Below are 26067 nucleotides of genomic sequence, written 5' to 3'. Positions count from 1 at the left end.
GATCGTCATACAAACAGATGCGGCCAATCAGGATGTTACACAAGATGTTCGCGCCGAGTCCAAAGCGGCATCATACGCCAGCCGTTTCTATCTTACCATCTTTTATACCCTGACTACTAATTAAGCGAGCAGGCTGGCAAGCTACACATTCACGATTCCTACAACGATATAGGCGTCGCTGCTGCCAACTGTCATACAATCGGTTAGTGAATACAAGCTTACAGCGCGTGTACATTTTACATAAATGAAAGAAATAGTGTATATTTTATGCAAATGAATACGATAGTGCTAATCGCTTGACGAACAACAGACGATTGTTGCTACAATGCCATGTAACAACGATTCTAGGATAGGATCGAAGTTAATACGGTATGTTCATCATATAGGTTATATGATTTATGCCGCTTTTTATATGTCATTTTGTACAAATCAATTTATTTATGAAGCTTATGCGGCAGTTCACACGTATGCTGTGTCATATCCGCTTGTTTCCAATCGGCAATTCATCGGTATATAAAATAGACGATAGCTGGAGTGAAAACGTTACAGAGGAGGGTTCTTTTGCAAAACTGGATTACGAATTTTATGGAGCAGTTTGGTTATGTCGGTATCGCCCTAATTATTGCACTGGAAAATGTATTTCCACCGATTCCATCCGAAATTGTGCTGCCGTTTGGCGGCTTTATGACGACGAACTCATCGCTAACGATCATCGGTGTGATTATCGCCGCGACGATCGGCTCGGTGCTAGGTGCGGTCATTTTGTACGGTGTAGGTAGGCTGCTTGATGTGGAGCGGTTGGAAAAGATCGTTGAGCGCTGGGGGCATATTTTACGAGTTAAAAAAGAAGATATTTATCGCGCAGACGCCTGGTTTGATAAATACGGCTACTGGACGGTACTATTTTGCCGGATGATCCCGCTCGTGCGCAGTCTGATCTCGATTCCGGCAGGCATGTCCAATATGAAGTTCGGGCTGTTCCTGTTGTTTACGACGATCGGGACGGTGATCTGGAATTCAATTTTGGTCATAATCGGTGCGACACTGGGCGATAACTGGCAGCGGATTACGGAGTTTATGGATATTTATTCTAGTGTGGCTTATGTTGTGATTGCGGTAGGAGGGATTGGTTTTATTGTATGGTATGTGAAGCGGCAGCGTGGAGCGAGTGCCAAATGAACTTGGAAGTGTGCGGAGGCATGCAGGAAATAAACCAATAATCAATATAGCCGCTGAATCTTAATCGATTTAGCGGCTATTTGATTCGGTTAGGTGAAGGCTGCAAATCGTTAAACTTACCATTTTATGTTTCTAAAAGGGACATTTCAAATAAAATGAGACGCATGTACAGCTTCGTATGACGCAAACTAAACGCATCCAACGGTGTATGAAGCAGTGGAAGACACGCCTCTCGCTACACTTGGTTTCCATCGTGTCGATCCTCAATCACAGGTTCCACAATTAGCGGCAATGTCACTTTCACCTTCGTCCCTTGTCCTTTTTGACTGGAGATGCTGACGCCGTATTGTTCACCGTATAACAAGGTGATGCGGTTGTGGACGTTTTGGACGCCGATACCGGTGAAAAGTTGGCGTTTGCTTTTCGGGTTAGGGAGGCGGCTGCCTTCGGCAACACCAGAGAAGCCGTCCATGCCGTCTCCGTTATCGACGACTTCGCAGACGAGCATATCGTCTTGGCGTGATACCATAATGTAGATAACACCGGCACCTTTTTCGTTAAAGGCATGGAAAAAGGCATTTTCGATAAACGGTTGAATAATCAGTTTGGGCACATGGTAGTCCATACAATCCGGTGCGACAAAATAGTTCACTTGCACTTTGCCGCCATAACGAACATGGTTAATAAACACGTAGTTTTTCATATTTTCCAGTTCCTGCTCGATGGTGATCGTCTCGCTCACATTGCTGATCGTATTTTGCAGCAAGGAGATGAGTGCATTGATCGTCTCGGCGGCGGTTTCTTTGTTGCCTTTTTGCACGAGCATTTTAATGGAAGCGAGCGTATTGTACAGAAAATGCGGATTAATTTGTCGCTGTAAGGCGGCAAGCTCGGCGTTGCGCTGTTCCTTTTGCGTTTCCAGCAGGCGGGCGATATAATCGTTCAGTTCGTCCAACATATAGTTAAACGCACGGCTTAGTTCCTGCACTTCATAGCTGCCGGTCACATGGACATAGTTGCCAAAGTCCTTTTCGGTAATGGTGGACATTTGCCGGACAAGGCGGGTTAGCGACTGGGTTAAACGGCGTGAAATGAGAAACACGGTCAGCAATGCCGCCGCTACGATCGCTCCACAGATGAGCGCAATATCGCGCACATTAATAATCTGTCCGACCGCATACTGGCGATCGATCAGATTGACGAGATAAAAGTCGTACTCCGGAATATAATTGGATAAAACAATTTGACTTTTCCCCATCACATCGGCATTTTTGTAGCTCATCTGCCGCCCTTGCATCTCGGTAACGTCTTTAAGCAATTGCGGTGAAAAGGTGCCGATCCATTGTTCCTGATTGGACGATACGATTCTGCCGTTGGCGTCGAGAATAAGCACATCATTGCCTGTGCTCGTGAAATTGCTATAAAAACGCTTGAATTGATCTTCACGAATCGCAATATAGATCGTGCCGTACAGAAAATCGCTCGTCCGCTCCATCAACGCTTTGGAGGCGATAATATAATTCGCTTTGCCATCTTTGGCGGTTTCCTCATCATATTGGTACATTAAGCGGCGCGGCTGGGCTACCGTCTGCTTCGTAATCGGGCTGTTCGCCAGTTTGCTCGTGTCCACTGGCCAATACGACCAATCAGATGTGTAGCTACGTCCGTTCACGCCGACAAGCGTGACGCCTACATCATAAGCGTCCACATTCGACTTAATCTGTTTCATCTGCTGTCCCATGCTAAAATAAGTCGCGCCTGTACTGATCGAATCGCCGTCGCCGCCTGCCAAATAATTTTTGACCGTGCCGTTTTGAGACGCATGGCTGACCGCATTGACGATCGAATCGTTAAACGACTCCATGCTCGTCTTAATCTGATTGAGCACTTTGGAATTCGTAATGCTAAACGTCTCCGTAAACAGCCGCTCCGACATACGAATCGTCACGAGCGATGTTAACAGACAGACCGCAATAATGCTCACGACCATAACGATAAATAGCTTAAAAAACAGACCTTGCTGCTCAAACCGATGCATATAATGTTTTATGTTCATGCTTGTTCACACTCATTTTGGAATAATTGAACCGTTTTAGCGTACATGTTGCCGCCGATATTGGCTCGGTGACAGCCCGGTCCATTTTTTAAACACTTTTGTAAAATAGCTATGATCAGAATAGCCGACCCGATCGCTAATTTCGGAAATGGAATAACGATCATCTTTCAACATTTCAGCCGCTTTTTGTACGCGAATTTTGTTCAAATGCTCGCTAAAGCCTTCTTTATTATGGGTTGTAAAATAACTCGATAAATACGACGGGTTAAAATGAAAATGCTGTCCCAGACCGGTCAAACTAAGCGGCTCAGCATAATGCTGTTCAATATATTCAAGCAGCATTTTCATATTCGTGCTGCCTTGACTCTGTTCGGAACGTTCAGCGATGCAACGATCGACCTTGTGCAAAAAATCATCCAATAGCGCTGCCGCTTGTCGCACATCGAGCGCATCGTTAATATCGCGGAAATAATCGTATTTTGCTTCATCCAGTTGGCGCATATCGTAATCCTGATTGCCAAGCAGCGTAATAATATTAAAAATAATGTTGCCGAGAAACGACTTCAGCTCAAACGGTGTCGCCCGGTAATTGCTTGCCAGCATCCCTACATATTGACGTAGCGCCGCAAATGCAAGATCAAAGTTGTCGCGCCGCAATTCTTCAGCAAATTCCTTCAAATTAAAAGCGCCGCGCACCTCCACCGGAGCAGGCAGCTCCGAGCCGATAATGAGCGCACGCTCCGGAAAATAAAACCGATAGTCAAGCAGCTTGAGCAGCTGCTGATACAGGTTACCAATGCTCTCCATATCGTCAAAGCGCTCGGTCAGCGCCCACGCAAGCTGTGCTGTATTCGTACCGGGCAACGTAGGCTGTGCGAGTGCGCGCAGCAGTTCTACCGCGCGGTCATAATGAATCGTGCTCAAATTAAGCACGAAAACGACAATCTGCGGATCGGCTGCAACCGGGCGAAACGCCAGCGGCACATCCGCTTGCTCCAACGCTTCCGCCAATCGTGCGCTTGTGGCAGCGATCGGACTGCTTTTGGGCTGTACGGTTTGTTCGCCACTGCGCTGACTGGACAGACGTGGCTGGACACCGACTAGGTAAAAGGACGGATATGGAAAATGCGCGTTCAACAGCTCTGGCTCCACATCCGCTTCAAAGCCGGCGATCCATTTTTCCAGCACATGATCGACCGTAATCTGCTCGCTGCCTGTCTGCTCGTCATACTGAATTGACGGGATGCGGCGCGCTGTATTTTGCAACACTTGCAGCAGTTGTTGCGTTTCCAGCTTAGGCTTCAAAATATAGTCGGCAACCCCATTTTGAAAAGTAGAGCGCACATAATTAAACTCTCCGTAGCTGCTCAGCACGATAATCTCGATTTCTGGGTAGTTTTGCTTTAAAATACGTGTAAATTCCTCTCCATCCATAATCGGCATTACGATATCAGTAATAACGATATGCGGACGTAGCTCGGTAATTAGCTCTAGCGCTTCGCGCCCGTTAGAAGCTTCACCGACAATCTGGAAACCGTATTGCTCCCAGACTAGATAATGCTTGATCCCCTGACGCACAAGCACCTCATCGTCTACGATTAATATTTTGCATAATTCTTTCATTCATACACTCCTTATAGGGCAAAATACTCGGTTTGGTGTCATTGCAAACAACGGATGCGCACTAGGATGGGTCGCTCAAATGCGCTATATATGATAGGATTTCATAGGTTTGTAAGGAAATGAGGCAATAGGCACATCTACTTTGATAACGTTTTCAAAATTATAAGCCAAAATGTCTGATTTTGTCTTTTTATGCTATCACAAAAAATAGACTTACGGCACAAAATGTTTTGAAATATGCACATTGTTAGCTGACGAGCGGCGTTCCAGCGCAGCATGATCCGGTTAATGAAACGATAGCACTGGAAAAAGCGGATCATAGACGTAGTGAGTAAGGAGGAAGTAATATGCACCAGCCGGATGAATCCAACTATACGCAGCAGCATCTTGCCAATGAACGGACCTATCTTGCCTGGATTCGTACGAGTCTGGCGATGATCGGGATTGGCTTTCTTGCACCAGGCATTATTTTTCGCACGCAAGGCGCAGCACAACTGGAACATCTGATCGCCGCGATTGGCGGCATCGGTGCGGTATTGATGGGCGGCTGCGTATTTGGCATCGCCACCCATAATTATTTTCATAAACGGCGCGGGATCAATCGTGGCGAATTTCGTTCCCCGCAATTTCTGATCTGGTTTGTCGTGGCGGCGCTCGGTTTTATTATATTGCTGCTCATTGTGCTCATTATTAGGTTGATGTTTTAGCATAGTTCATTATATACGTATAGCAAAATAGTCAACGCATCTCATCCGTCCAAACGGAAATGATTTACGCTGACTATCGGCGTTTGTACTATGCAATGAAGTCAGACATATGCTCCCATGCTTCGTCAGACATAGCTTATTACATGTTAGCGATTAACCGTACATCTACGATCATTCACATTTGGGCATATCCTCATAAAAGGTAAACCGCGCTTTTCCGGTACGCTTCGATTCATAGAGCGCCACATCGGCATGACGAATCAGCTCAAATGCGCTCGCTGAATCGTGCGGATAGATCGAAATGCCGATCGACGAGCTGGTCATAACAGATCGCCCACCAAGCTGCCACGGCTGCTTTAATACATCACATAACGTCTGCGCCAGCCAAGCAATTTGGTTGCGATCGGTCATAATCGGCAAAATGACGATAAATTCATCACCGCCGATACGGGCAATCGTATCCATCGGACCAAGCTCAGCGGTAATGCGCGCCACCATCTGGACTAACAGCTGATCCCCTTGCTCATGTCCGAGCGTATCATTGACCTGCTTAAAACGATCTACATCCAGATACAGCACACCGACCAACGTCTTATGCTCACGAGCCATCCCGATATCCTGCTCCAATTGCTTCATCAAATAACGGCGATTCGGCACACCTGTGAGCGCGTCCATATACGCAAGCGAGTTTAATTGTTGTTCATGCTGTTTACGCTCGGTAATATCGCGTCCGACGATAAGCACATACTGTTCTCCATCATCATGACTCACATGGGATATGCTCATCTCAAACCAAATATAATGCCCCTGTGCATGCCGATATCTGCATTCCACTTTCGCCTGCATCATTTCCCTGGCAAATATCGCTCCTAAGACGCTGCTAAGCCGTGCCACATCGTCCGGATGCAGCAAAACAAAACGAGGCTGATTCATCGCCACTTCAATCTTATAACCGAGCATATGCTCCAGCGAAGGCGATAAATAATCAATCTTGCCATCCATCGTGAAGATGGTCACGATATCGGTCATATTTTCCGCAATAAAACGAAATCGCTCCTGGCTTTCATACAGTTGTCGCTCCATCAATCGACGATCGGTAATGTTACGGCTAACTGCAACGAGCCGATCGCGTCCGCCTTGTTTGTTAAAGATCGGCGTTTTGATCACTTCCCATATATACCGCGTGCCATTATAGGCGACAAATGATTTCTCTACGACGAGCGTTGACCCTTTTTCCCATGCCTGCTCATCGGTCATATGATTATATTCAAAAATATCCCGCAATGTCGGACGCAGCTCGGCAAGCTCCAAATCCGTTTTGTGGCGATATTGCGATTCATTCAAATGGTGAATCTCTTGCACTAACCGATTGCACAGCAACCAGCGTCCTTGCCCATCTTTGAGTACGATCAACTCCGGGATCATATCGATCAAAAAACGAAGCTCCGCTCCATTGCCGTGCATCGTTAAAAATTCATTGGAGAATTCCATTCCAATTCTCCTTTCCGCAAAAATAAATGTAGCTGCGACTGTAAACAACTATACACCGCCTTATGAACTGAACAACACAAATTTCAATTTTTGCCTAAACAATCAAAATCCGCATCTACGCATATCATTGATTTAACATCGGCGTTTGCATTTGCATATAGGCGATCAGGATTCACCCTATAATTTAGGCAAATGTGAATGAGACAACAATAACTTATGTGATCTATTATCGGCAGAACAAAGCCTGATTTAGAGCCTTAGCGGACAATTCGATCGATATTCCTATGTGCATTTGTACAATCGTACGCTGACAATGGGGACGAATGGTATAATAAAGAGATATTAAAGTTGATTGATGCAGGAGATGGAGATCATGAATTCAAATTCTTCCTACCCGGCGGAGCCGACGGTAGCGGTCTGGCAGCAGCATATTCGCGAGCAACTGATTGTGATGGAGACGAACATCCGCAATGTCGCTTATACGGAGCAGGCATTAGAGGTTGTATTGGAGCTGATGCCGACCGAATTGTCGCCTGTCTCACGCCAGCTGTACCGTTTGCTGGCGGAGCTGACGATCTATAGTAAAGTGATGCAACCGCTGCACAAAACGACCGGTACGTCACCGCTCTCGCTTGGCTATCATACCCGTCTGGCAGCAGACGAAGTACAGAGCCGAATCGATAAACTGCTGCACGAGCCATTACAGCCGCTAATACAGCATAGTGAACGTCAGCAACTGACCGAGCTGCTCGCTGTGCTGCGTGGCGATATGCTTGCTGAAGTACGGGATACGTATACATTGTTAAATAGTTATTATGCACTTTGGCGTTACTGGATACGTCCGTTGCCAGATGGAACGGAGCGGCTGGAGCGCGAGCTGCATGTACTGGACGAGATTGCTACCGCAGCGACAGCGCCTGCTAAGCAGCCACTAGATCGTACGGCACAGACACGCTTCGCCCATCATTCACTGCTGTTGGCGCAGAGCTATATTCACTTTTCGCTCGCCCAGGACGAACAGGCGCTGCGCTGCACGCAAGAAGCGGCGGCACGGCATGACTTTTACCCGGAACGGCTGCCGAATGTGAGCGACGAACTGGCGCAGACGGAGCAATGGGAGCGGCTCGCATGGTGGCTGACAGCGCTAGTGCCGATTTTGCGCAGACAGTATTCCGAACTGCAAACGTATGCCGATTACTGGGACGAAGCGGTGTATCATGTGCCGGATGCCGAGCCACAAATGTGGGCGGCGCTGGAAAGCTTGCTGCCGCTCGGCGGGCGTATGTATGAGGATAAACTGCTGGCATATCGCCAATACGAGCGCTGGATGGATTATCAGCTTTCATCCGGGCGCGATCCTGCCAACTACAAAGTAACCGAGCTAAAACCGATCGAAACGGACGCTCCACAGCTGCTGTTGCCTTTTTATCATCAAGCGGTCGAGCGCCATATGGCACACAAAAACCGCGATGCTTACAAAGCGGCAGTCAAGTTGCTTAAACGTCTGTCCAGGCTATATAAACGCCTGAAACAGGAGGAGCGCTGGCAGTACTATATTACACAGTTTGCGACACGCCATAGTCGGTTGCGCGCACTGCAAGAAGAATTGCGGAAAGGAAAGCTGATTCCATGAGTCATCATTTACAACATATTAGCGTACATGTGAGCTTAAGCGAATACGGTGATGCGCTAATTTATGGCAGCAAAGAAGCGTACGGACTTGTACCGGCAATGTATTTAAAACAGCTGCTGTTCGCCTGGCATGAGCCGTCCTTTTACGGCAGCGAGTTACAGATGGAGCATACAACCGAAGTGAACTTGATCATACTGCCTGCCGAGCAGGTCATTGCATTTTTCGCTGAAGCGGAACTGCTGCATCATGTGCATTGGAGCTGGGAAGATGAAGCGGCAACATTGCGCCAGCTTGCCCCTGCCCTGCTGACGTGCCTGAATGAGCAAAAGTATATGCCGTCGCTGGCAGCGTACCGACGCGGACGGCTGCAATGGAAATGGGATACAGAGCAGCTGCTACGCGCCGTACCACGCGCACAGCGACAAGCGCTGCAAAATGCGCTGAAAACGGACGTATCGCCTGAGCTAATGGCCGGATTGCAAGCAGCATTTTCCGCGTCCGTCTCGGAGCGATATTACAATTCAGAAGCTGAAAATGCCGATTTGCGGCGTGAGTTCCCAGCTTTATTTGACCGCAACAACAGCACGGTCGGTCTAGACGAGCAAACATGGCTCGTCACAATCGGCTGGAAAAGCGATACTGCCTCGTTTCGCCCTGCCTTACAGTTGCTGGAACCGGAAGATCATAATGATGGATGGCGGCTGCGGATCGTATTGCAGGATAAAAGCGATGAAACCCATCTCGTGCCGGTACGGTTGCAGTTGGACGGACAGGCGCACGGTGATTGGCTGCCTAGCTGGGACATGGCGATTAAAGAGCGCTCTGCCAACTGGCGCGAGCAGTTGCGCGCAGTACTGCCGATTGGGCAATTTGGCACCGATGACGATATGATCGGACGTAGTCTAAACAATGAACAGGCATGGCGTTTTTTATCGCAATATAGCAATCGGCTGCTGCAAGCTGGCTGGTTAGTGTTGCTGCCCGCCTGGTGGGAAACCGCACGGCGCAAACGTCCAAAGCTCAAGGCAAAGCTAAGCGAGGAAGAAGACAAACGCACCGGCAAATCGTTCTTCGGTCTGGATGCGTTGATCGACTTCGATTGGCGGGTCGCGATTGGTGAAACCGAGCTGACCGAAGACGAGTTTCTGGAACTTGCCGAGAAGCAGGAGCGACTCGCCCTATTCCGTGGACAATGGATCGTGCTTGACCCGGAGCTGCTCGAACAGATTCGGCGCGCGATGAGCGGGATCGATCGGCGGCGTGGATTGTCATTTCAAGATGTGCTGCAACTTCATCTGCTGCGGCAAGGCAAGTCGTCAGCCGGCACCGCGGCAGAGCCGGAAGACGAACAATTACAGGAACTGCAACGTATCGAGATCGAGGTAGAGCTGAATGCGCAGTTGGAGGAATTGATTCGTCAGATTAGCCAGCAAAACGAATTGCCGCTCCTTTCGATCCCTACCGGATTGCAGGCACAGTTACGCCCGTATCAACAAGAAGGCTTTTCCTGGCTAAGTTTTTTGCGCCGCTTCGGTCTGGGCGCTTGCCTTGCCGACGATATGGGGCTGGGGAAAACGATTCAGTTGATCACCTATCTGCTGCATATTCGCGACGATGCGGCGCATGCCATGCAGATGGATCGATCCAGTACAGGCATGGAGGGCACTTTCGCGTCGGATGCGGACGAAGCGATCGTTCAGACGAATGAAATCGCTCGCCCAAATACCGAAGCGCCGGTTACGCAAACGACTGGCAAATCGATACCGGATACGAACGTACCGATTGCCTGCCGCAATAGTAACTCTGTGCACGATAATCCGCCCGGCGTCTATACGATATCCGATGCGGACATACCGACGTCACTAATCATCTGCCCAACGTCCGTACTCGGCAACTGGCAAAAGGAAATCGCCCGCTTCGCTCCATCGTTGCGTGTTGCCTTGCACTATGGCAGCAAACGTTTAAGCGGCGACGACTTTCAGCGACTGGTGGAGCGGCATGATGTGATTCTCACTTCCTACGCCACCGCCTCGCTCGATCAGGAACTGCTGCAAACGATCACTTGGGCAACCGTCTGTCTGGATGAAGCGCAAAATATTAAAAACGCCCAAACACGCCAATCGCAAACGGTACGCAGCTTGCATGCGTTGCATCGTGTCGCGTTAACCGGTACACCGATCGAAAATCGGCTTGCCGAGCTGTGGTCGATCTATGATTTTATTACACCCGGCTATCTCGGCGGAATGAAAGGATTTCAAGATCGGTTCGCCACCCCGATCGAAAAGGAGCAGGACGAACAACGTACACTAGAGTTACAGCGTATGGTCAAGCCATTTATGCTACGCCGCACGAAAAAAGACCCGAACATCCAGCTCAATCTGCCGGAGAAAAATGAGATGAAAACGTATCTCAACCTCACCCCTGAACAAGGCGTAATGTACGATCAGGCGGTCAATCAATTAATGCAGCAAGTCAATCAGCTGCAAGGTATGAAGCGCAAAGGAGCGATTTTGTCCGCACTCACCCAGCTTAAGCTCATCTGCGATCATCCTAATCTGGTGCATATGCCACAAACGCTGGAAGAAGGACAAGAGCCGGAACAACTAAGCATGGAAAATGATGCGCTGATCAATCGCTCCGCCAAGTTGGAACGATTGCTTGAGATGGTACGTGAGCTGCGTGAGGAAGGCGAGAAATGCCTTATTTTCACCCAATATATCGGGATGGGGCAAATGATTCAGCGCATTGTTAGCGAAGAATTGCAGGAACCGGTATTGTATTTGAACGGCAGCACGTCCAAAACGGCGCGCGACCGCATGATCGAGCAATTTCAAGCACCTGGCGAACCGAATATATTTATTTTGTCACTTAAAGCGGGCGGTGTCGGACTCAATCTGACCGCAGCTAGCCATGTGTTCCACGTGGATCGCTGGTGGAACCCGGCAGTGGAAAATCAAGCGACCGACCGTGCGTACCGGATGGGTCAGCAGCGCAATGTGCAAGTGCATAAATTTATCTCACTTGGCACATTGGAGGAACGTATCGACGAAATGCTGGAAAGTAAGCAACAGCTCAGCAACAACATTATCGCCACTTCGGAAGGCTGGATTACCGAGCTGTCTAATGATGAGCTGCACAGCTTGTTTAGCTTGCGGCGTGAATTTAGCGATGTTTAGTTTTGGGTGGGAAAGGCAGACAAAGGCAGTGCTGTCTATGGTTGAAGTATAGTGACGTGTAAACCGATGACAATGCGGGACAATAACAGCTAAAATCCTTCCAATCAAAACGTATACAATAGAGCGACTAGTAGCTTGTCTCAAATTTATTCAGGGATTGCGTTCATCTGAATCCTGCACGGTTCAAGCAGGGTTCAGATGAACGAAAACTTACATCTTCTTGAGACAAATCACTAGCTGGACATGCAATCTTTCCAACCTCGTCGCTCTATGTATTGATAGCTCACCGAACGCTGTATAATAGAGCATATGCATACAGGCATAGTCCACCACAAACGTTTGCGAATTTACTGACTATGTACTTGAATATTCAGATATGCATAAATACATACGCCACAAACTCCGGTAGACACATATAACAGCGTCAACAATGCATATGTATAAACGACTGGTCTGCCCTACTACCTCACTGCTTGTATTTACGTTGCCAACGTTCCAAACAAAAGCTGAACAAAACAAACGCAATCTGTAGCCATCCAACTATAACGAGCTTTCGCCATATACAGACATACACTACAATTCCCCAACAGCAAAAATCCGCTGTCAGCGGACAGCGGTAGATTCACGCACGATCAGCTCCGGGCGAATGCATACGCCTGGCACCGGTTGAGTCGGATCGTTGATTTTGCGCAATATTTGTGTGACCGCCGCACTAGCGATTATATCGGCTGGCTGGCGAATCGTTGTCAGCAGTGGATGCAGCTCGGCAGCGATCACCTGATCATCATAACCGATGACCGATATGTCGCCTGGCACAGACAATCCCGCTTCCAGTACCGCATTGATCAGACCAAGCGCAATATAATCATCTCCGGCAAATACCGCCTGCGGCAGTTCACCAGCAGCTAACCAGCGCCGCGCCGCCGCATACCCAAAACCGATGCTGTACTCACCTTGCTCGATGAGCATCGGCTCCATTCCGGCTTCATGCAGCGCCTGCACAAAACCGCGTCTGCGCTCACGGGTACTGCGATATAGTTCTTCGCCACACAGATGGGCAATACGCTGATGCCCCTGCTCCAGCAAATGCCGACCTGCTGCATAACCGCCGCTATAGTTATCGATCTGCACAGCTTCCGCTACATAAGCAGACTGCTGATTATCGATCAACACATACGGCATATTACGCGCCTTCATTTCGCGTACAAAGCCTGCTTCTTCCAGCGGCGCCAACAACATTAATCCATCCAGCCGATCTTCTTGAATCATATAATGCTGACCATCCGCATCCAATCCGCGTGAGACCGATATCGCCAAATAATACCCCTCAGCAGCCAGCAGATCATTAATCTCCTTCGCCACACTATCAAAAAACGAATCCTGTAATGTCGTAACGATCAGACCGATCGTGCCGGTTCGCCCTCTTGCTAGCGATCGTGCGGCTGCATTTGGACGATAATCGAGCTTACGAATCGCTTCCAGCACTTTTAGCCGATTTTTCTCACGCACAGTTGATACACCATTTAACACACGGGATACGGTTACAACCGACAACCCAGACTGCCTAGCAACATCGAAAATGCTCGGTTTCATTCCGTATACTCCTATCTGTAACGCTGTAAATGATACATTTTTATAGCGGATTTGCGGTGATATTGCGATGTGTATACCGATGTGGCGAACGGTATGTTCACGCAGCGATGGACTGCTCGTCTCCTCCACATTTGTACATAAACTACGACGAGCGCTGTCAATCGTTTGATATTGTACAAGTTGCCACTATAAAGCCGCTATGAATAACAACATATAACAGATTTAATATCCATATTAACAGCGGTCAAGATCATAGCATAACCGACTTTGGCATCCTATACACTTTAGTAGGTTGACCAGCTTAAATGTACGATCTAATCGACTCCATCGTATGCGCATCTACCTGTATCAAACGATAAATGTGTTTAGGCTTATACGACATTACACTCCGCCTGTAGCACGTTCAGCTCCTATGATGGCAATGCCAGTTCATTCGGTTCCAGCTCGCTATGACAGCCATACTAACTCCGTCTGCTGACACTATGCTATTCCAGCTCCGCTAACAAGCGCTCATATCGCTGCCGCACCGCTAACGGAAGCGGTTCACACCAACGGTCAAGCTCCTGATGGATATGCTCTGCCGTCGTCTCCTTGCGACACCATCCATTCAATCGTGCCGCCAACGTTGTGCTTAGCGCTGCCACCCACGAATTATCCCCATCTACAAGCTGCTCTAACACGTCCGGCTGACGCTGCAAATAATATTTTTGATGCCGCCCCTCAACCGGATAAAAGGTCTGATCGAGCCGAATCATCGTCTCCGCTCGCTCATCGTCCACCTTTTGCAGCTCCAGTGCATGTTCCAACTGCTCGGTATGCTGACACAAAATAAGCGACCGATAACGCCGTTCTTCCCGATATCCGTTAATCGCCGCCGGACGATGACGCCGCCAAAATTGTTCCAGCAACCGTTCCAGCGGCAATACCGTTTCATCGTAAACGATCTGCACCGTCTCCGAATGATCACCCGGCTGGCGATACGTCGGCTGCCCGCTCGCTCCGCCTGCTAATCCAGCTGTTGTATACACAACGCCAGGCATCGCACCAATCCACGCCTCCGGTCCCCAAAAACAGCCTAGTCCGAGGATGATGATTTCATTTGCCATGACCGTCACCTCCTGTTCTATAGCCTATACAGCCTCTAGCTAGCCAGTCTGCTAGCCCAGCTTTAACTCCACCATCACGCCAAAATGATCCGATACGACTGCCCCATTGCCCCCGTTCAGCGCCACATGCGACCGTTCCACTACTAGCGGGCGATTGCTATAAATATAATCGATCCGCAGCGGACGCTCATTGCCTTCCCAGCCTGCGATCGATTTGATTACCGTATGCCCGGCATCTTTGTCGACAGCTAGCGTATACGTATCATGCCATATATGCTTCATCATATAGTCATAACCTTCATCCCGTAATTCAGCGACATTGTTAAAATCCCCGAGGAACAAAATCGTCTCCTGCTGATACGGTGCCAGCAGTTGTTCCGCTCGATCCCATTGCGGACGGAACGGTTCCACCTCATCATTCCACCAGCCAAAATGCCCATTAGCTAGCCAGACCGCTTGCCCTTCCTGCTCGGTACGTACAGCTAACACTTTGCGTGTTTTGTAATGCTCATAAATACGCTGTGTCGACACATGCCCACATACCGTCTCCTGCAGCGGCGTACGCGACAAAATCGCCAGCCCTTCATCAAACCGACCACGCGCTGCCGAATGCACCGGAATCCATGTCCAATGATAGGCATACTGAAGCCGTGCTAGCAGCACATACGCATAATTGTCCGCCCGAATAACCGCTTCCGCATCGGCAGCGACATAATTGCCTAGTGCATTAGCATCAAGCGGCTGCTCTGCCGCTGTCTGGTTGACCTCTTGCATCGCAATGACATCGAATTGCTCCCTATTAATAAAATCCGCCAGTTGTTCGATTTTGTCCAACTGGTTTTCTTCATGCCAGCCATGCACATTTAATGTTAACAATTTCATCGTTTTACTCCACCCGTCCTGTATGCAAAATCATGTCCATGCTTGTATAGGCAAAATGATCCGTTATACATCATATCGTTTATGCTACTTCATATAGAGCGCTCGCTACACAGCGTCCACTGCATCATCCCACCACCAAAACAGCTTATTCCCACTATACCATAGCTTCCCGTTCACGAAACCGCATAGCAAAAAATCCCGCCGAATGCCAATTAGCCCTTCCAGCAGGATTGTATATCGAAATATTTTTATTTATACCTAAAAAAGAAGCGCATTTGAATGACACAATGAGCTTCATCTATGTCCGTTAAGCACCGATTCGGTTTGTGTAAACAAACTCCACCGGATCGCCTATCCGCCAACAGAGCAACCAAATTTTAATACTGCATCGCAATGCAGCAAGCGCCTAATTTGATTCGTTAACGCTGGATCGTCAGCACTAGCTGTTGCCCTGCCGTCACATCGCCCGGATGCTCGGTTACACCTTTGACCCCGTCCTGACCGTCCGGCACGATAAATGGCGTAATGATCGGATAACCCGCCGCTTGAATTTGTTCGATATCAAATTCGAGCAGTAATTGCCCTTGTTTCACTTTGTCGCCGGTCGCGATATGAGCAGTAAAACCTGTACCTTTCAGCGATACGGTGTCCACACCGACATGGATCAGCACCTGAATGCCAGAGCTATGTTCGATTAGCAACGCATGCTTTGTTTTGAACAACTGGGCAATTTTGCCGTCAAATGGTGCATGCACTTTGCCTTCCTGCGGCTCAATCGCAATCCCTTGCCCCATCAGCTTTTCCGCAAATGCTGGATCAGGCACATTGGACAGATCAACCGCTTTGCCTGTAAGCGGAGCAACCGCTTCGATCGGGCTTGTTTTGTCTTTTTTGAAAAATGACAGCATCTTCTCATCTCCTTCTGTTACATGAATGACTTGCCGATGACTTCCCATCCCAATACAGGTCATTCATACACAGGGACGACAGCGCCGACTTCGTAACCGTTCATTCACGCAGTTGCTCCGGCTATGAACCGGATTTTGGGTTCTATGATACGTGCCCTTACAAGCTCTTGTCAAATTTGCTAACTATTGCAACCACTTTTTATCAAAACAGAAAAAAGCCACCTTTCATCGATCGATATCGCCTCTAAAATAACGATCAGATCACAAAATAACATTTTTTTCGTTATGAATTATAAATCCTACTGCGATTCCCTCCTAAGTTAATTTCAATTTGAAAAAAAGATGCTATAATACGACTATACAGAAAGGACGGATAAGCATGATATTTTCTACACATTCAGCGGAATCAGCCGAAATACAACCGCCTGCACGCGGGCTGTCGATGTGGTTGGAACTGTTCTGGGTATTTTTCAAAATTGGCCCGGCTACTTTTGGCGGCGGGTATGCGATGATTCCGATGATCGAGCGTGAAGTGGTGGAACGACGCGGCTGGATCGCGCAAGAGGAGATGAACGACCTGCTGTCAGTAGCCGGTTCCGCTCCGGGCGGAGTTGGCGTAAATGCCTCCGCTTTTGTCGGCTACCGGATGGCTGGTATTGCTGGCGCGATTGCAGCGACACTCGGCATTACACTGCCGACGTTTCTGATCGTGTTTGGGCTGAGTCTGTTTTATTCCCTATTTCATGATCAGCCTAAAGTACAAGCTGCCTTTCAAGGCATCAAAGGTGCAGTCATCGGTCTGATCGCCGTTGCCGCCTATCGTATGGGCAAAAGCTCGCTGTTCGATCGCACCACAATTAGCGTCGCCACCATCGCTTTAATGTTATTGCTAGCAACCGGGCTAAACCCGATTTTCCTAATCTTAGCTGGGCTTGTAGTCGGATTGCTGATCATCCGGGTCAAAAAGGCACTCGGTTTGCATATCCGCACCGAGAAGAAACGCAGCTCCGGCAATGGCGCACAGGCGTATATTGAATATTATATTTAAATGCCTTTGGGCGTGTATAAGCTTGGCTTGTTCTAATTAAAGTACACGCCCTAGTAAACGAGTGTATATATTAGCATCGTTTGCCAATCAGCGAGTTCAGATACGCTTACGTAGTCCTTAAGGTCAATCCAATCACGCACTTAGCCTATTTACAGCTCGTCAATCCTGTAGATAGGCTAACCGTCTGCACAATCTATCTAATAAGAAGGTGCTTTATGCTGTTATGGCAGCTATTTATTTCATTTTTAAAAATCGGCTTTGTCTCCTTTGGTGGCGGTTATGCGGTCATTCCGCTTATTCAGCATGAATCCGAACAATACGGCTGGATGGCGGCAGAGCCGTTTCGCCAGACGGTATCACTAGCTGGCATGGCGCCTGGTTCGATTGCAACGAACAGTGCGACTTTGATCGGCTATGATGTCGCTGGTATTGCCGGCGCGATCATCGCTACGCTCGGTATCGTATTGCCTTCACTTGTGCTAGTCATTACGCTCGCTGGGCTATTTTATCGACTTAACAGCAGCCAAGTCGTCAAATCGTCCTTTTACGGTCTGCGTCCGATTGTGACCGGATTGATCGCTTATGCTGCTATTCATTTCGGACTTGGGAGCGGTTGGTCAGCGCTGGGGGAACCGAAAACATGGCTCACCTTATTGATCGGTACCGCCGTATTTTGGGCGATCGTACGCTATAAAACCCATCCACTGCTCGTCATTGTCGGGGCGGCAGTAATCGGTATTGTGTTGTTTTAAATCGAATAGATTCGTTCCATAGCTGGGTAAAATTATAGTATACTGGATATAAATGTTGTTGCTCATCTGTACGCAACGCAAAGATAACGGATTTGTACATGTATGTTGAGCAGCAGGCTTATGACTGCTGCTTTTTAATTAGCTTGTTAAACTGTTGTTACACTTTAAAAACACTCGAAAAAGTGGGGGGAATCTCCATTTTACGTACCGATGAAGCAAGTATATGATATCCAAATCGCATACTTGGATTAACATCACTCCAATCCATCCAATAAAGAAATGCAGTCACCGCTGCCCTCCTTCATTGTTTCATTCATCCTTCCGCCTGCAACAACATCACCGTTTCCAGCAATACATTCACGCCTTGCGCACATTGCGCATACGGCGTAAACTCCTCCTCACAATGACTTTTCCCGCGCACACTAGGCACAAATACCATCGCAGCTGGTAAAAAGTCAGCCACAAATTGGGCATCATGCCCGGCGCCGCTAGACATCGTTTTATGTGAATAGCCAAGCGTCTGTACCGCTTGCTGCAACAACTCGCACACACGCGCATTAAATGGAACCGTATCCCGACTCCATAACCGTGTCGCCTGCACCGTACAACCGCCGTGGCTGTCCGGCAATGCGCCGATCACTTGCTCCACCTGACGCACCCATGCTTCATCCCTATGCCGCGCTTCCAATGTAAACACAACCCGGTTCGGAATGACCGTATGAATATTCGGATACACATTCATCCGCCCGATCGTATACACTAATTCATCATCCAGCGGGGCAAGCTGCTGATGTAAATGCAGCATCAGCTCATTCGCAGCAAACAGCGCATCGCGCCGCATCGACATCGGTGTCGTTCCGGCATGATTCGATTCACCAGTAACTTCGATTTCGTAGCAGACCATACCGACTACACAATCGACTAGCCCGATTTCAAGCTGCTCTTTTTCCAGTACTGGACCCTGTTCAATATGCAGTTCCAAATAAGCGGTCGCTGCACGAATGCGCTGATGTTCATCGCCTGCATAACCGCTAGCCGTCAACGCCTCGCCAAAGGTAATCCCTGCGGCATCAGTTTGCGCCAACATCTTCTGCTTGTCAAAACGACCCGCGAGTACACCGGATGCCATCATCGAAGGCTCAAAGCGTGCGCCTTCTTCATTCGTAAAATTCATAACTACGATCGGAATGCGTGGCTGAATGCCGTAATCGCGTAATGTGCGTACGATTTCCAGCCCGGCAAGTACGCCAAGAATGCCGTCAAAACGCCCGCCTTGTTTGACCGTATCCATATGCGAGCCGATCACAATCGGCGGTACATCATCCGTACCCGCGAGTGTCGCGTACATACAGCCCAGATCATCGATCGTCACCGTCATGCCCAGCTCCTCACAGCAAGTACGCCAATACGTACGTACCGCGATATCCTGCTCACTTAACGTCAGCCGGGTCACACCGTTCTGTTCAGTACGTCCATAATCGGCAAATGTCTCAATCGTCTGCTCCAGTCGCTTTGCATTTACGAATAGCTGTTGCTGCTGCTTCATCGTCACCACTCCGTTCGCCAGATTGGAGAACCCGACTCCGTGTCGTGTTCCGTCTACATGCCTCTGCTACAATTTGCACTTATTCATCCTATCCGTCCCGCCATGCTCACTCACAGCTCATATAGACGAATGGACGATATGCCTGAACCGACCACTCGACCACTCGTCTATACAATTTCCAGCTGCCCTTTTGGACTCCATATGTTCTATACTAAAGCAATCTGGACAAATGTCATTTGACAAAATGTAATATTTCCTATGTAAACCTTTTGAAATCAGGTGAAAAAAACGCGTAGCTGTGCTATTCTAAAACATTAGTAGTGTGTAAATTTTGTCCCGTAAAAATCATGATTATTTTTCACCGGATTTACAATGTCAGCTGCTGAATGTAAATTGGTTTTGTCGTGCAAAAATTACTTCATTTACAGGCACGGCAGCACGGCACAACATAGGTTAAGACTGCTCAGTTAGAATGAGCGTTTTACACTGTCGCTGCGCTGCCGCACGCCCAACTATAATATTGCGGTCTATTCCAGGGAGGTTTATGTCAAGCCATGCTTATTATTGGTATTGCCGGTGGCACCGGTTCAGGCAAAACAACTGTCGCACGCTCGGTTATCGAACGTCTAAGTGCAGGCAAGGAAGTCACATTTATTTCGCAAGATAATTATTACAGGGATCATACTCATCTCACACTGGAAGAACGCGCGCTCATTAACTATGATCATCCGTTTGCATTTGATAATGAGCTGCTGATCGAGCATCTTGGCGAGCTGAAACAAGGACAGACCGCTTATGCACCCGTATATGATTTTACGACCCATGCTCGTTTTACCGACCAAAAGCTGGAGCTGCTGCCAAACAATATCGTCATTATCGAAGGATTGCACGTATTGTCCGATGAAAAACTGCGCGAACAGCTTGATATTAAAGTATTCGTCGATACCGACCCAGACGTGCGCATTTTGCGCCGTGTATTGCGTGATATCGAGGAACGCGGACGCAGTATCCAATCGATTCACCAGCAATACCTGACGACCGTAAAGCCGATGCATGAAGCATTTATCGAACCTTCCAAAAAGTACGCCGACCTGATCATCCCAGAAGGCGGACATAATGAAGTCGGTATTCAGTTGCTGTCGATTTTGACGGAAAAATATCTGTCTGGCGAGGAATGGACAGGCGCGAAAAAGACAGATTAAATCGCCGCACAACCGCAACCGTCATAGCATACGCATGGCGGTAGCTAATCGTTATAGAATGATCTGCCTCTCTACACTATAACAAATGCAAACAGAGCAAACCGGTTATCGAGGTTTTGCTCTGTTTGCATTTGTGTGAATTGCACTATGCTCTGTATCCGAATCGATATGCTATGTGCTCGGCAATCCATGCCGATCCAACCTACATAGCGCTTTGCTATTTCCGGCATCCTCCGCTACAATTTGAATATTGTGGGTACATGGCATAATTTATAAATAAAGGCTACGCTGGCGTCGATGTACATGCATCGACAACTAACGCATACACTCGCGATTCGCGTACGAAGGAGGCTGTTCATTTGGAACGCAACATTATCGCCATCGATATGGATGATACATTATGTCATCTATTGCCACGCGCGATTCATTATCATAATTTGCTATATCCTGATTTGCCGCTGACGATGGAACAAATTATTAATTTTGATCTGCGTCAAATCTGGCATCGTGAATGCTCGGAAGATATTTTTTTCGGTCGTCCAGGGTTATATGAGGAGCTGGAAATTTTTGATCAGCATACGATTGCCGAAGTGGAAAAGATTCACGCCCAGCACGATCTAATTATCGTGACCGCGTCACGCCCTGACTCAGTGCCGGAAAAATGGCGCTGGTTACAGCAACATCTGCCGTTCATCTCGTACGAAAATTTCTTTGTCGCCAAACGTAAATATTTACTAGAGTTCGATCTGTTGATCGACGATGGTCCACACAATCTGCTCGCCGCACGCGCTGCCGGCAAACAGACGATCGGCATCCCGCGCCCGTGGAATGCTGCGCTGCAATCGGAGTTTGTGATGAAAGATTCGTGGCAGGGCATGAGCGAGCTAGTGAATGAGATGCTGGATGAAACTAATTAATTCAAGCGAAATAAAATTTTATTCAACTTCAAAAAAACCTGTACATAAGCTTGATCCTCAAGCTTATGTACAGGTTTTAATCATTATTTAAATAACTCAATAGCCAGATAATTAGTTAGCAACTTCTTTAGCATTATTTGAGGCAAAACCAGAATAGTTAACATTTACATTAGCTGCCGATGATCTATACGTTACTGTGTAATCACCAGATTGCATTCCATTAGCATAATTGTCTATACTTCTCCATGTGTAAGAAGACCCAGCATTGACTTGCTTAGTAAAGTAAACTAAACCTGATTTAATATTTGTAACAGAGATTGTCGTAGCTGCAGATGAGTTATTCAAAAAATATAGCTTTACATGTCCATAATTAATAGGTACCACAAAAGCAGAGGCTGTTTGCTTGCTACCAGAAGCTGTGCCAGAAAAATTATTGGCAATAATTGATGGGGTTACTGGGTCACCAGAAAAGATTGGTCCCGTTTCTTCAATATTTTCATTGGATAAATCTACTTGGCTTTCTGCAGAAAACTGTGGAGAATTAGCATATACAATAGTAGGAACAACGATTGCGGTCGCTAAAGCTATTGATAAAAGTATGATGGTTGATTTCTTCATAATTCTTCCTCCAAAATTATTATGTAAAATTATTTATATAATTCATATTATAGATTATTTTCCATTTAAAGTATATACCCAAATTTTATTTTAATTTTTTAGATATCAGAATGTAGTTATTTTTTAATAACTACATTCTGATGATCATATTTAATTCAACTGCGCTGTAAAATACCGATACAACACCTGTGTCCCTTTATGATCATAACCTTGCTCGGCGAGCTGCTGGTATACCGATTCCGCTAGCGCAAGCCCCGGTGTGTTCAGTCCCATCGCTTTTGCCGATGCCAGCGCAATGCCCATATCTTTAATAAAATGCTTCACATAAAAGCCCGGCTCAAAATCGCCTTTGATCATGCGTGGGCCGAGATTGCTAAGCGACCAGCTGCCCGCTGCACCTGTGGAAATGCTTTGCAGTACGACCTCTGCATCCAAGCCGGCGAATTTGGCATAAGCCAGCGCTTCGCATACGCCGAGCATGCCGGAAGCGATCGCGATCTGGTTGCACATTTTTGTATGCTGACCTGCACCTGGTGCGCCTTGCAGTACGATGTTCGTGCCCATCTTTTCCAGCAACGGTTTCACCGCTGCAAAATCCGCCTGCTCCCCGCCGACCATAATCGATAGCCGTGCTTCACGTGCGCCCACATCACCGCCGGATACCGGTGCATCCAGTGCATGTAATCCTTTGCTTGCCGCTGCTGTGGCAATACGTTGTGCCAGCTGTGGACTGGAAGTGGTCATATCGATCAAGTACGCGCCTGCCGGTGCATTCGCAATGATACCGTCCGCGCTAAGGTATACATCTTCCACATCTTGCGGATAACCGACCATCGTAATTATAATTTTACATGCCGCTGCCAATGCGCCTGGTGTGTTATGCCAGTGTGCGCCTTCATCAACTAATTCCTGCGCCGATGCAGCGGTACGAGTGTATACGTGCAGCGGATAACCTGCCTGTTTTAGATGACGTGCCATACTTTTGCCCATGACCCCGATGCCGATAAACCCTACTGCTGTTGTCGCTGGTTCCATTACCATCCTTATTGCCTCCTTATTTGTTAGCGATCCATTCTCCACAAAGTATAGCATGACTGATGCAGCTTCGCCGTGCGCGTTGCGGCAAGCCATTGCACGCCTGCCAATCGTCGACATTATGTGTCCAATCGACCGTTATGCCAGCATGATCATACACCAACTAAAATTGCATCCCAACACTTCACATATTACCGTTTTCACTCTGCTCTGCTATGGTAAAATAAACAGGCATTTATCATTTATGAAGCGGAAAGGACGAAACTCGTATGCTCACTATGTTAGCTTCCATTATGATCGCTGTTGTCGCATTGGAACATCTGTACATTTTGGTGATGGAAATGTTTTTGTGGACGACGCCGCGTGTCATGAAAACATTTGGCACAACGCCGGAGCACGCTCATTTGACGCGCTCAATGGCAGCGAATCAGGGCTTGTACAACGGCTTTTTGGCGGCAGGTTTGATCTGGTCACTGCTGTATCCAGACGCTGCGGTCGCTTACCAGATTGCCTTATTTTTCCTCGCCTGTGTGATCGTCGCTGCATTGTACGGCGGTTTGAGCGTAAAACGCTCGATTTTGCTAATGCAAGGTTTGCCGGCAGTCATCGCATTCATGCTTGTGCTGCTCAGCCATTAAAGCTGGATTGCCTTGTCAACAGCAACAACATCGGAATACGCTGGAGCTAAGGCGAGTGTGTACGTGCAAACTTGGCGTATTTCGAGACTATGTATGTCATGAATAAATTAAACGATAGACTTCGTTAGACATAGGAATCTACAGCTGAAATGATAGTGTAGCTTCCTATGTTTAAAGAAGTAAACTTGCACTTTGTATTTGAAAATCACAACTATGAAATTTGTATACTCTTTGGCTGCGCCCCCCTTTTTCGTTTACCTCTCCTCATTCATACGCACCACGATTAACCGCCTTACCGGACAAACGTCGTTGACCCGCCATATCGAGCGCGCCGATCCGCTTCGTATCATTGAAGCCGCTATCGAGTGCAGGGGAATGGGCTCGCACACGATAGTCCGCCGCTCCAACATTCACAAACAACGGATTCGCCAACATTCCGTGCTGTTCCTGCTTGCTTGCCGCCTGAAAAGCTGCCAAACTTTCATACACTTTCCCGTTCCATATCCACCAAACTTGCGCCGCTCCACCCGGCGTATAATACAAATTGGATTGAAGTCGATTGCCGCTGCTAGCATATTCGTTATAGATCAGCACACCGGTTGCACTGGCAGATACGATATTATTTTCAATCACATTACGCGACGTTCCATATTGAATCAATAGCTGCCCAGCACCATTGCCTGGCTCGTCGGATAATGTATCATTACCATGCAATGTATTGTTGATGATCGCACAATCGATTGCCAGCCCGCGTTGGTCATCATAGCCGCCGATACCGATGCCGGTATAGCGATTGCTGTAAATGACATTGCTACGCGCCGTAATACCGCTCGTCGCTTTGCCTTTATGCTCGGAAGCGATTTCCAGACCGATATCATTGTTATAGCTGCGATTGCGCTCGATTACGATATTACGCCCTCCATCCACATACATACCGGCAGCTCCATTGCTCTGATTCGGCAACTTGCGCCCATACGACGGATTGCGATTTGAAGTAATATTGTAGACAATATTGCCATAAATTCGCCCATTACGCACTTGATCATAAGCCGGATCAGGCGCTGTATGTTCAAACCCGATCGTATCGATCCCGATATTGTCGTTATCATGTATTCGATTGCCTGCAATTTCAAAGTCGGTCACATTGCCGTTAAGCGCCATACTTTCACTGCTACCGAGCACGAGATGATCCAGCTCATTGCCACGAATAGTCAGATGATGCAGTGCTGACGGTGCTTTGGTGCCATAGATCGCAATGCCGTGTGCGTCCCGCCCGGCAAGCTCGTCCCCTTGGGGAGCAGCGGTGTTGGCAATATGATGAATATGATTGTTGAGCAAACGAATATAACCGCCTGCGCCGATCACACTAATGCCGGCTGGCACATGACCTGATTGGTCTGTTCCATAATTGCGAATGTCCAGCCCATCGATTGTAATATAACTCGCCTGATCGATGCTCACCATGCCTTCCAATCCATCAACAGTTAAACCTGTTCCATCCAAAATCGGCGTCTCCTGCTTGTAGCGAGCAAATGTAATCATGCCCGCCTGCGCATTGCCGGAGCGTGTAAGATGCAGCTTTTGCCGATATACACCGCCCCGTACATAAATTGTACTGCCTGGCTGCGCCTGATCTGCGGCATGTTGCAGCGTCTGCCACGGCGCGGTTAATGTGCCGTTTGCCTCATCGTTGCCACCAGATGCGACATAATAAATAGGGGCAATTGTGGCAGCTTCAATCTGTTGTGGAAGCGCTAATGACTGCCAATGGCTTGTTCCTGCCACACTTACACTTGCCATCAGACCGATAATAATGGTGCAAATCGCGATTTGTTTCAACATCGGGCAGCAACCTCTCTAAACTCTCTGAAATTCAATTTGTTTAACATTAATATTTTGAAAATCAACAGCACTACTTATAATCATCGCAGAGTCGTACGATACGGAAGGCGATTCA

The 26067-nt window shown here is 47.9% G+C and carries 20 protein-coding genes; 9 read left to right on the top strand and 11 right to left on the bottom strand.

The features are described 5' to 3' along the window. Nucleotides 1-561 precede the first annotated feature (561 nt). Nucleotides 562-1179 carry a DedA family protein gene (locus U1I11_RS16635; protein WP_322907257.1) on the top strand — a complete coding sequence of 206 codons (618 nt, stop codon included), beginning with the start codon at nt 562-564 and terminating at the stop codon, nt 1177-1179. 235 nt (nt 1180-1414) lie between these two features. Here the strand turns inward: U1I11_RS16635 and U1I11_RS16630 are convergent, their stop codons facing one another. Both U1I11_RS16630 and U1I11_RS16625 read right to left on the bottom strand, forming a co-directional pair. Beyond that, a complete protein-coding gene (locus U1I11_RS16630; protein WP_322907368.1) occupies nt 1415-3229 on the bottom strand; it encodes a sensor histidine kinase in 1815 nt (604 codons plus the stop codon). A gap of 42 nt (nt 3230-3271) precedes the next feature. Continuing rightward, the gene (locus tag U1I11_RS16625) at nt 3272-4858 is read right to left on the bottom strand and encodes a response regulator transcription factor (RefSeq protein ID WP_322907256.1); all 1587 of its coding nucleotides are present in this window, start codon (nt 4856-4858) and stop codon (nt 3272-3274) included. Nucleotides 4859-5205: 347 nt separating this feature from the next. Here U1I11_RS16625 and U1I11_RS16620 point away from each other — a divergent pair, with 347 nt between their 5' ends. Further along, complete coding sequence (locus U1I11_RS16620; protein WP_322907255.1) at nt 5206-5565, top strand: YidH family protein; 360 nt, start codon at nt 5206-5208, stop codon at nt 5563-5565. A 171-nt stretch (nt 5566-5736) separates the two neighbouring features. Here the strand turns inward: U1I11_RS16620 and U1I11_RS16615 are convergent, their stop codons facing one another. Then, nucleotides 5737-7056 (bottom strand): diguanylate cyclase domain-containing protein, encoded by a 1320-nt coding sequence (locus U1I11_RS16615; protein ID WP_322907254.1) that lies wholly within the window; start codon nt 7054-7056, stop codon nt 5737-5739. A gap of 373 nt (nt 7057-7429) precedes the next feature. On the opposite strand from U1I11_RS16615, the gene U1I11_RS16610 reads away from it, so the two are divergent. Beyond that, on the top strand, nt 7430-8689 hold the full coding sequence (locus U1I11_RS16610; RefSeq protein ID WP_322907253.1) for a hypothetical protein: 1260 nt from the start codon (nt 7430-7432) through the stop codon (nt 8687-8689). After that, nucleotides 8686-11865 carry a DEAD/DEAH box helicase gene (locus tag U1I11_RS16605; protein WP_322907252.1) on the top strand — a complete coding sequence of 1060 codons (3180 nt, stop codon included), beginning with the start codon at nt 8686-8688 and terminating at the stop codon, nt 11863-11865. Before U1I11_RS16610 ends, U1I11_RS16605 begins: the two co-directional genes overlap by 4 nt. Nucleotides 11866-12468: 603 nt before the next feature. Here the strand turns inward: U1I11_RS16605 and U1I11_RS16600 are convergent. The 4 genes from U1I11_RS16600 to U1I11_RS16585 all read right to left on the bottom strand — a co-directional run bounded on the left by U1I11_RS16600 (nt 12469) and on the right by U1I11_RS16585 (nt 16354). Further along, nucleotides 12469-13458 carry a LacI family DNA-binding transcriptional regulator gene (locus U1I11_RS16600; RefSeq protein ID WP_322907251.1) on the bottom strand — a complete coding sequence of 330 codons (990 nt, stop codon included), beginning with the start codon at nt 13456-13458 and terminating at the stop codon, nt 12469-12471. 485 nt (nt 13459-13943) lie between these two features. Beyond that, entirely contained in the window at nt 13944-14564 is a 621-nt protein-coding gene (locus U1I11_RS16595) for a peptide-methionine (S)-S-oxide reductase (protein WP_322907250.1), read from the bottom strand. A gap of 51 nt (nt 14565-14615) precedes the next feature. Further along, nucleotides 14616-15446: an endonuclease/exonuclease/phosphatase family protein gene (locus tag U1I11_RS16590; protein WP_322907249.1), complete on the bottom strand. Its 831-nt coding sequence runs from the start codon at nt 15444-15446 to the stop codon at nt 14616-14618. Nucleotides 15447-15865: 419 nt separating this feature from the next. Further along, nucleotides 15866-16354 (bottom strand): PTS sugar transporter subunit IIA, encoded by a 489-nt coding sequence (locus tag U1I11_RS16585; RefSeq protein WP_322907248.1) that lies wholly within the window; start codon nt 16352-16354, stop codon nt 15866-15868. Nucleotides 16355-16733: 379 nt separating this feature from the next. Between U1I11_RS16585 and U1I11_RS16580 the strand changes: the two genes are divergently transcribed. Both U1I11_RS16580 and U1I11_RS16575 read left to right on the top strand, forming a co-directional pair. Then, nucleotides 16734-17402 carry a chromate transporter gene (locus U1I11_RS16580; protein ID WP_322907247.1) on the top strand — a complete coding sequence of 223 codons (669 nt, stop codon included), beginning with the start codon at nt 16734-16736 and terminating at the stop codon, nt 17400-17402. 215 nt (nt 17403-17617) lie between these two features. Then, nucleotides 17618-18154 (top strand): chromate transporter, encoded by a 537-nt coding sequence (locus U1I11_RS16575; protein WP_322907246.1) that lies wholly within the window; start codon nt 17618-17620, stop codon nt 18152-18154. Between the two features lie 313 nt (nt 18155-18467). Here the strand turns inward: U1I11_RS16575 and U1I11_RS16570 are convergent, their stop codons facing one another. Further along, nucleotides 18468-19700 carry a Zn-dependent hydrolase gene (locus tag U1I11_RS16570; RefSeq protein WP_322907245.1) on the bottom strand — a complete coding sequence of 411 codons (1233 nt, stop codon included), beginning with the start codon at nt 19698-19700 and terminating at the stop codon, nt 18468-18470. A 554-nt stretch (nt 19701-20254) separates the two neighbouring features. On the opposite strand from U1I11_RS16570, the gene udk reads away from it, so the two are divergent. Both udk and U1I11_RS16560 read left to right on the top strand, forming a co-directional pair. Next, complete coding sequence (gene udk / locus U1I11_RS16565) at nt 20255-20902, top strand: uridine kinase (RefSeq protein ID WP_322907244.1); 648 nt, start codon at nt 20255-20257, stop codon at nt 20900-20902. 359 nt (nt 20903-21261) lie between these two features. Continuing rightward, on the top strand, nt 21262-21819 hold the full coding sequence (locus U1I11_RS16560) for a 5' nucleotidase, NT5C type (protein WP_322907243.1): 558 nt from the start codon (nt 21262-21264) through the stop codon (nt 21817-21819). Between the two features lie 111 nt (nt 21820-21930). On the opposite strand, the gene U1I11_RS16555 is transcribed toward U1I11_RS16560, so the two are convergent. Both U1I11_RS16555 and U1I11_RS16550 read right to left on the bottom strand, forming a co-directional pair. Continuing rightward, complete coding sequence (locus U1I11_RS16555) at nt 21931-22437, bottom strand: hypothetical protein (RefSeq protein ID WP_322907242.1); 507 nt, start codon at nt 22435-22437, stop codon at nt 21931-21933. Between the two features lie 150 nt (nt 22438-22587). Then, the gene (locus U1I11_RS16550; protein WP_322907367.1) at nt 22588-23529 is read right to left on the bottom strand and encodes an NAD(P)-dependent oxidoreductase; all 942 of its coding nucleotides are present in this window, start codon (nt 23527-23529) and stop codon (nt 22588-22590) included. Nucleotides 23530-23750: 221 nt separating this feature from the next. Here U1I11_RS16550 and U1I11_RS16545 point away from each other — a divergent pair, with 221 nt between their 5' ends. Next, nucleotides 23751-24110 (top strand): DUF1304 domain-containing protein, encoded by a 360-nt coding sequence (locus tag U1I11_RS16545; protein WP_322907366.1) that lies wholly within the window; start codon nt 23751-23753, stop codon nt 24108-24110. A gap of 264 nt (nt 24111-24374) precedes the next feature. Here the strand turns inward: U1I11_RS16545 and U1I11_RS16540 are convergent, their stop codons facing one another. Beyond that, a complete protein-coding gene (locus U1I11_RS16540; protein ID WP_322907241.1) occupies nt 24375-25952 on the bottom strand; it encodes a right-handed parallel beta-helix repeat-containing protein in 1578 nt (525 codons plus the stop codon). Nucleotides 25953-26067 lie beyond the last annotated feature (115 nt).

It is taken from the genome of Paenibacillus campi (assembly GCF_034659835.1).
GTDB classification, from domain to species: domain Bacteria; phylum Bacillota; class Bacilli; order Paenibacillales; family Paenibacillaceae; genus Saccharibacillus; species Saccharibacillus campi.
The sequence above is the reverse complement of the archived record's forward strand: the minus strand, read 5'-3'. Positions and strand labels throughout refer to the sequence as shown.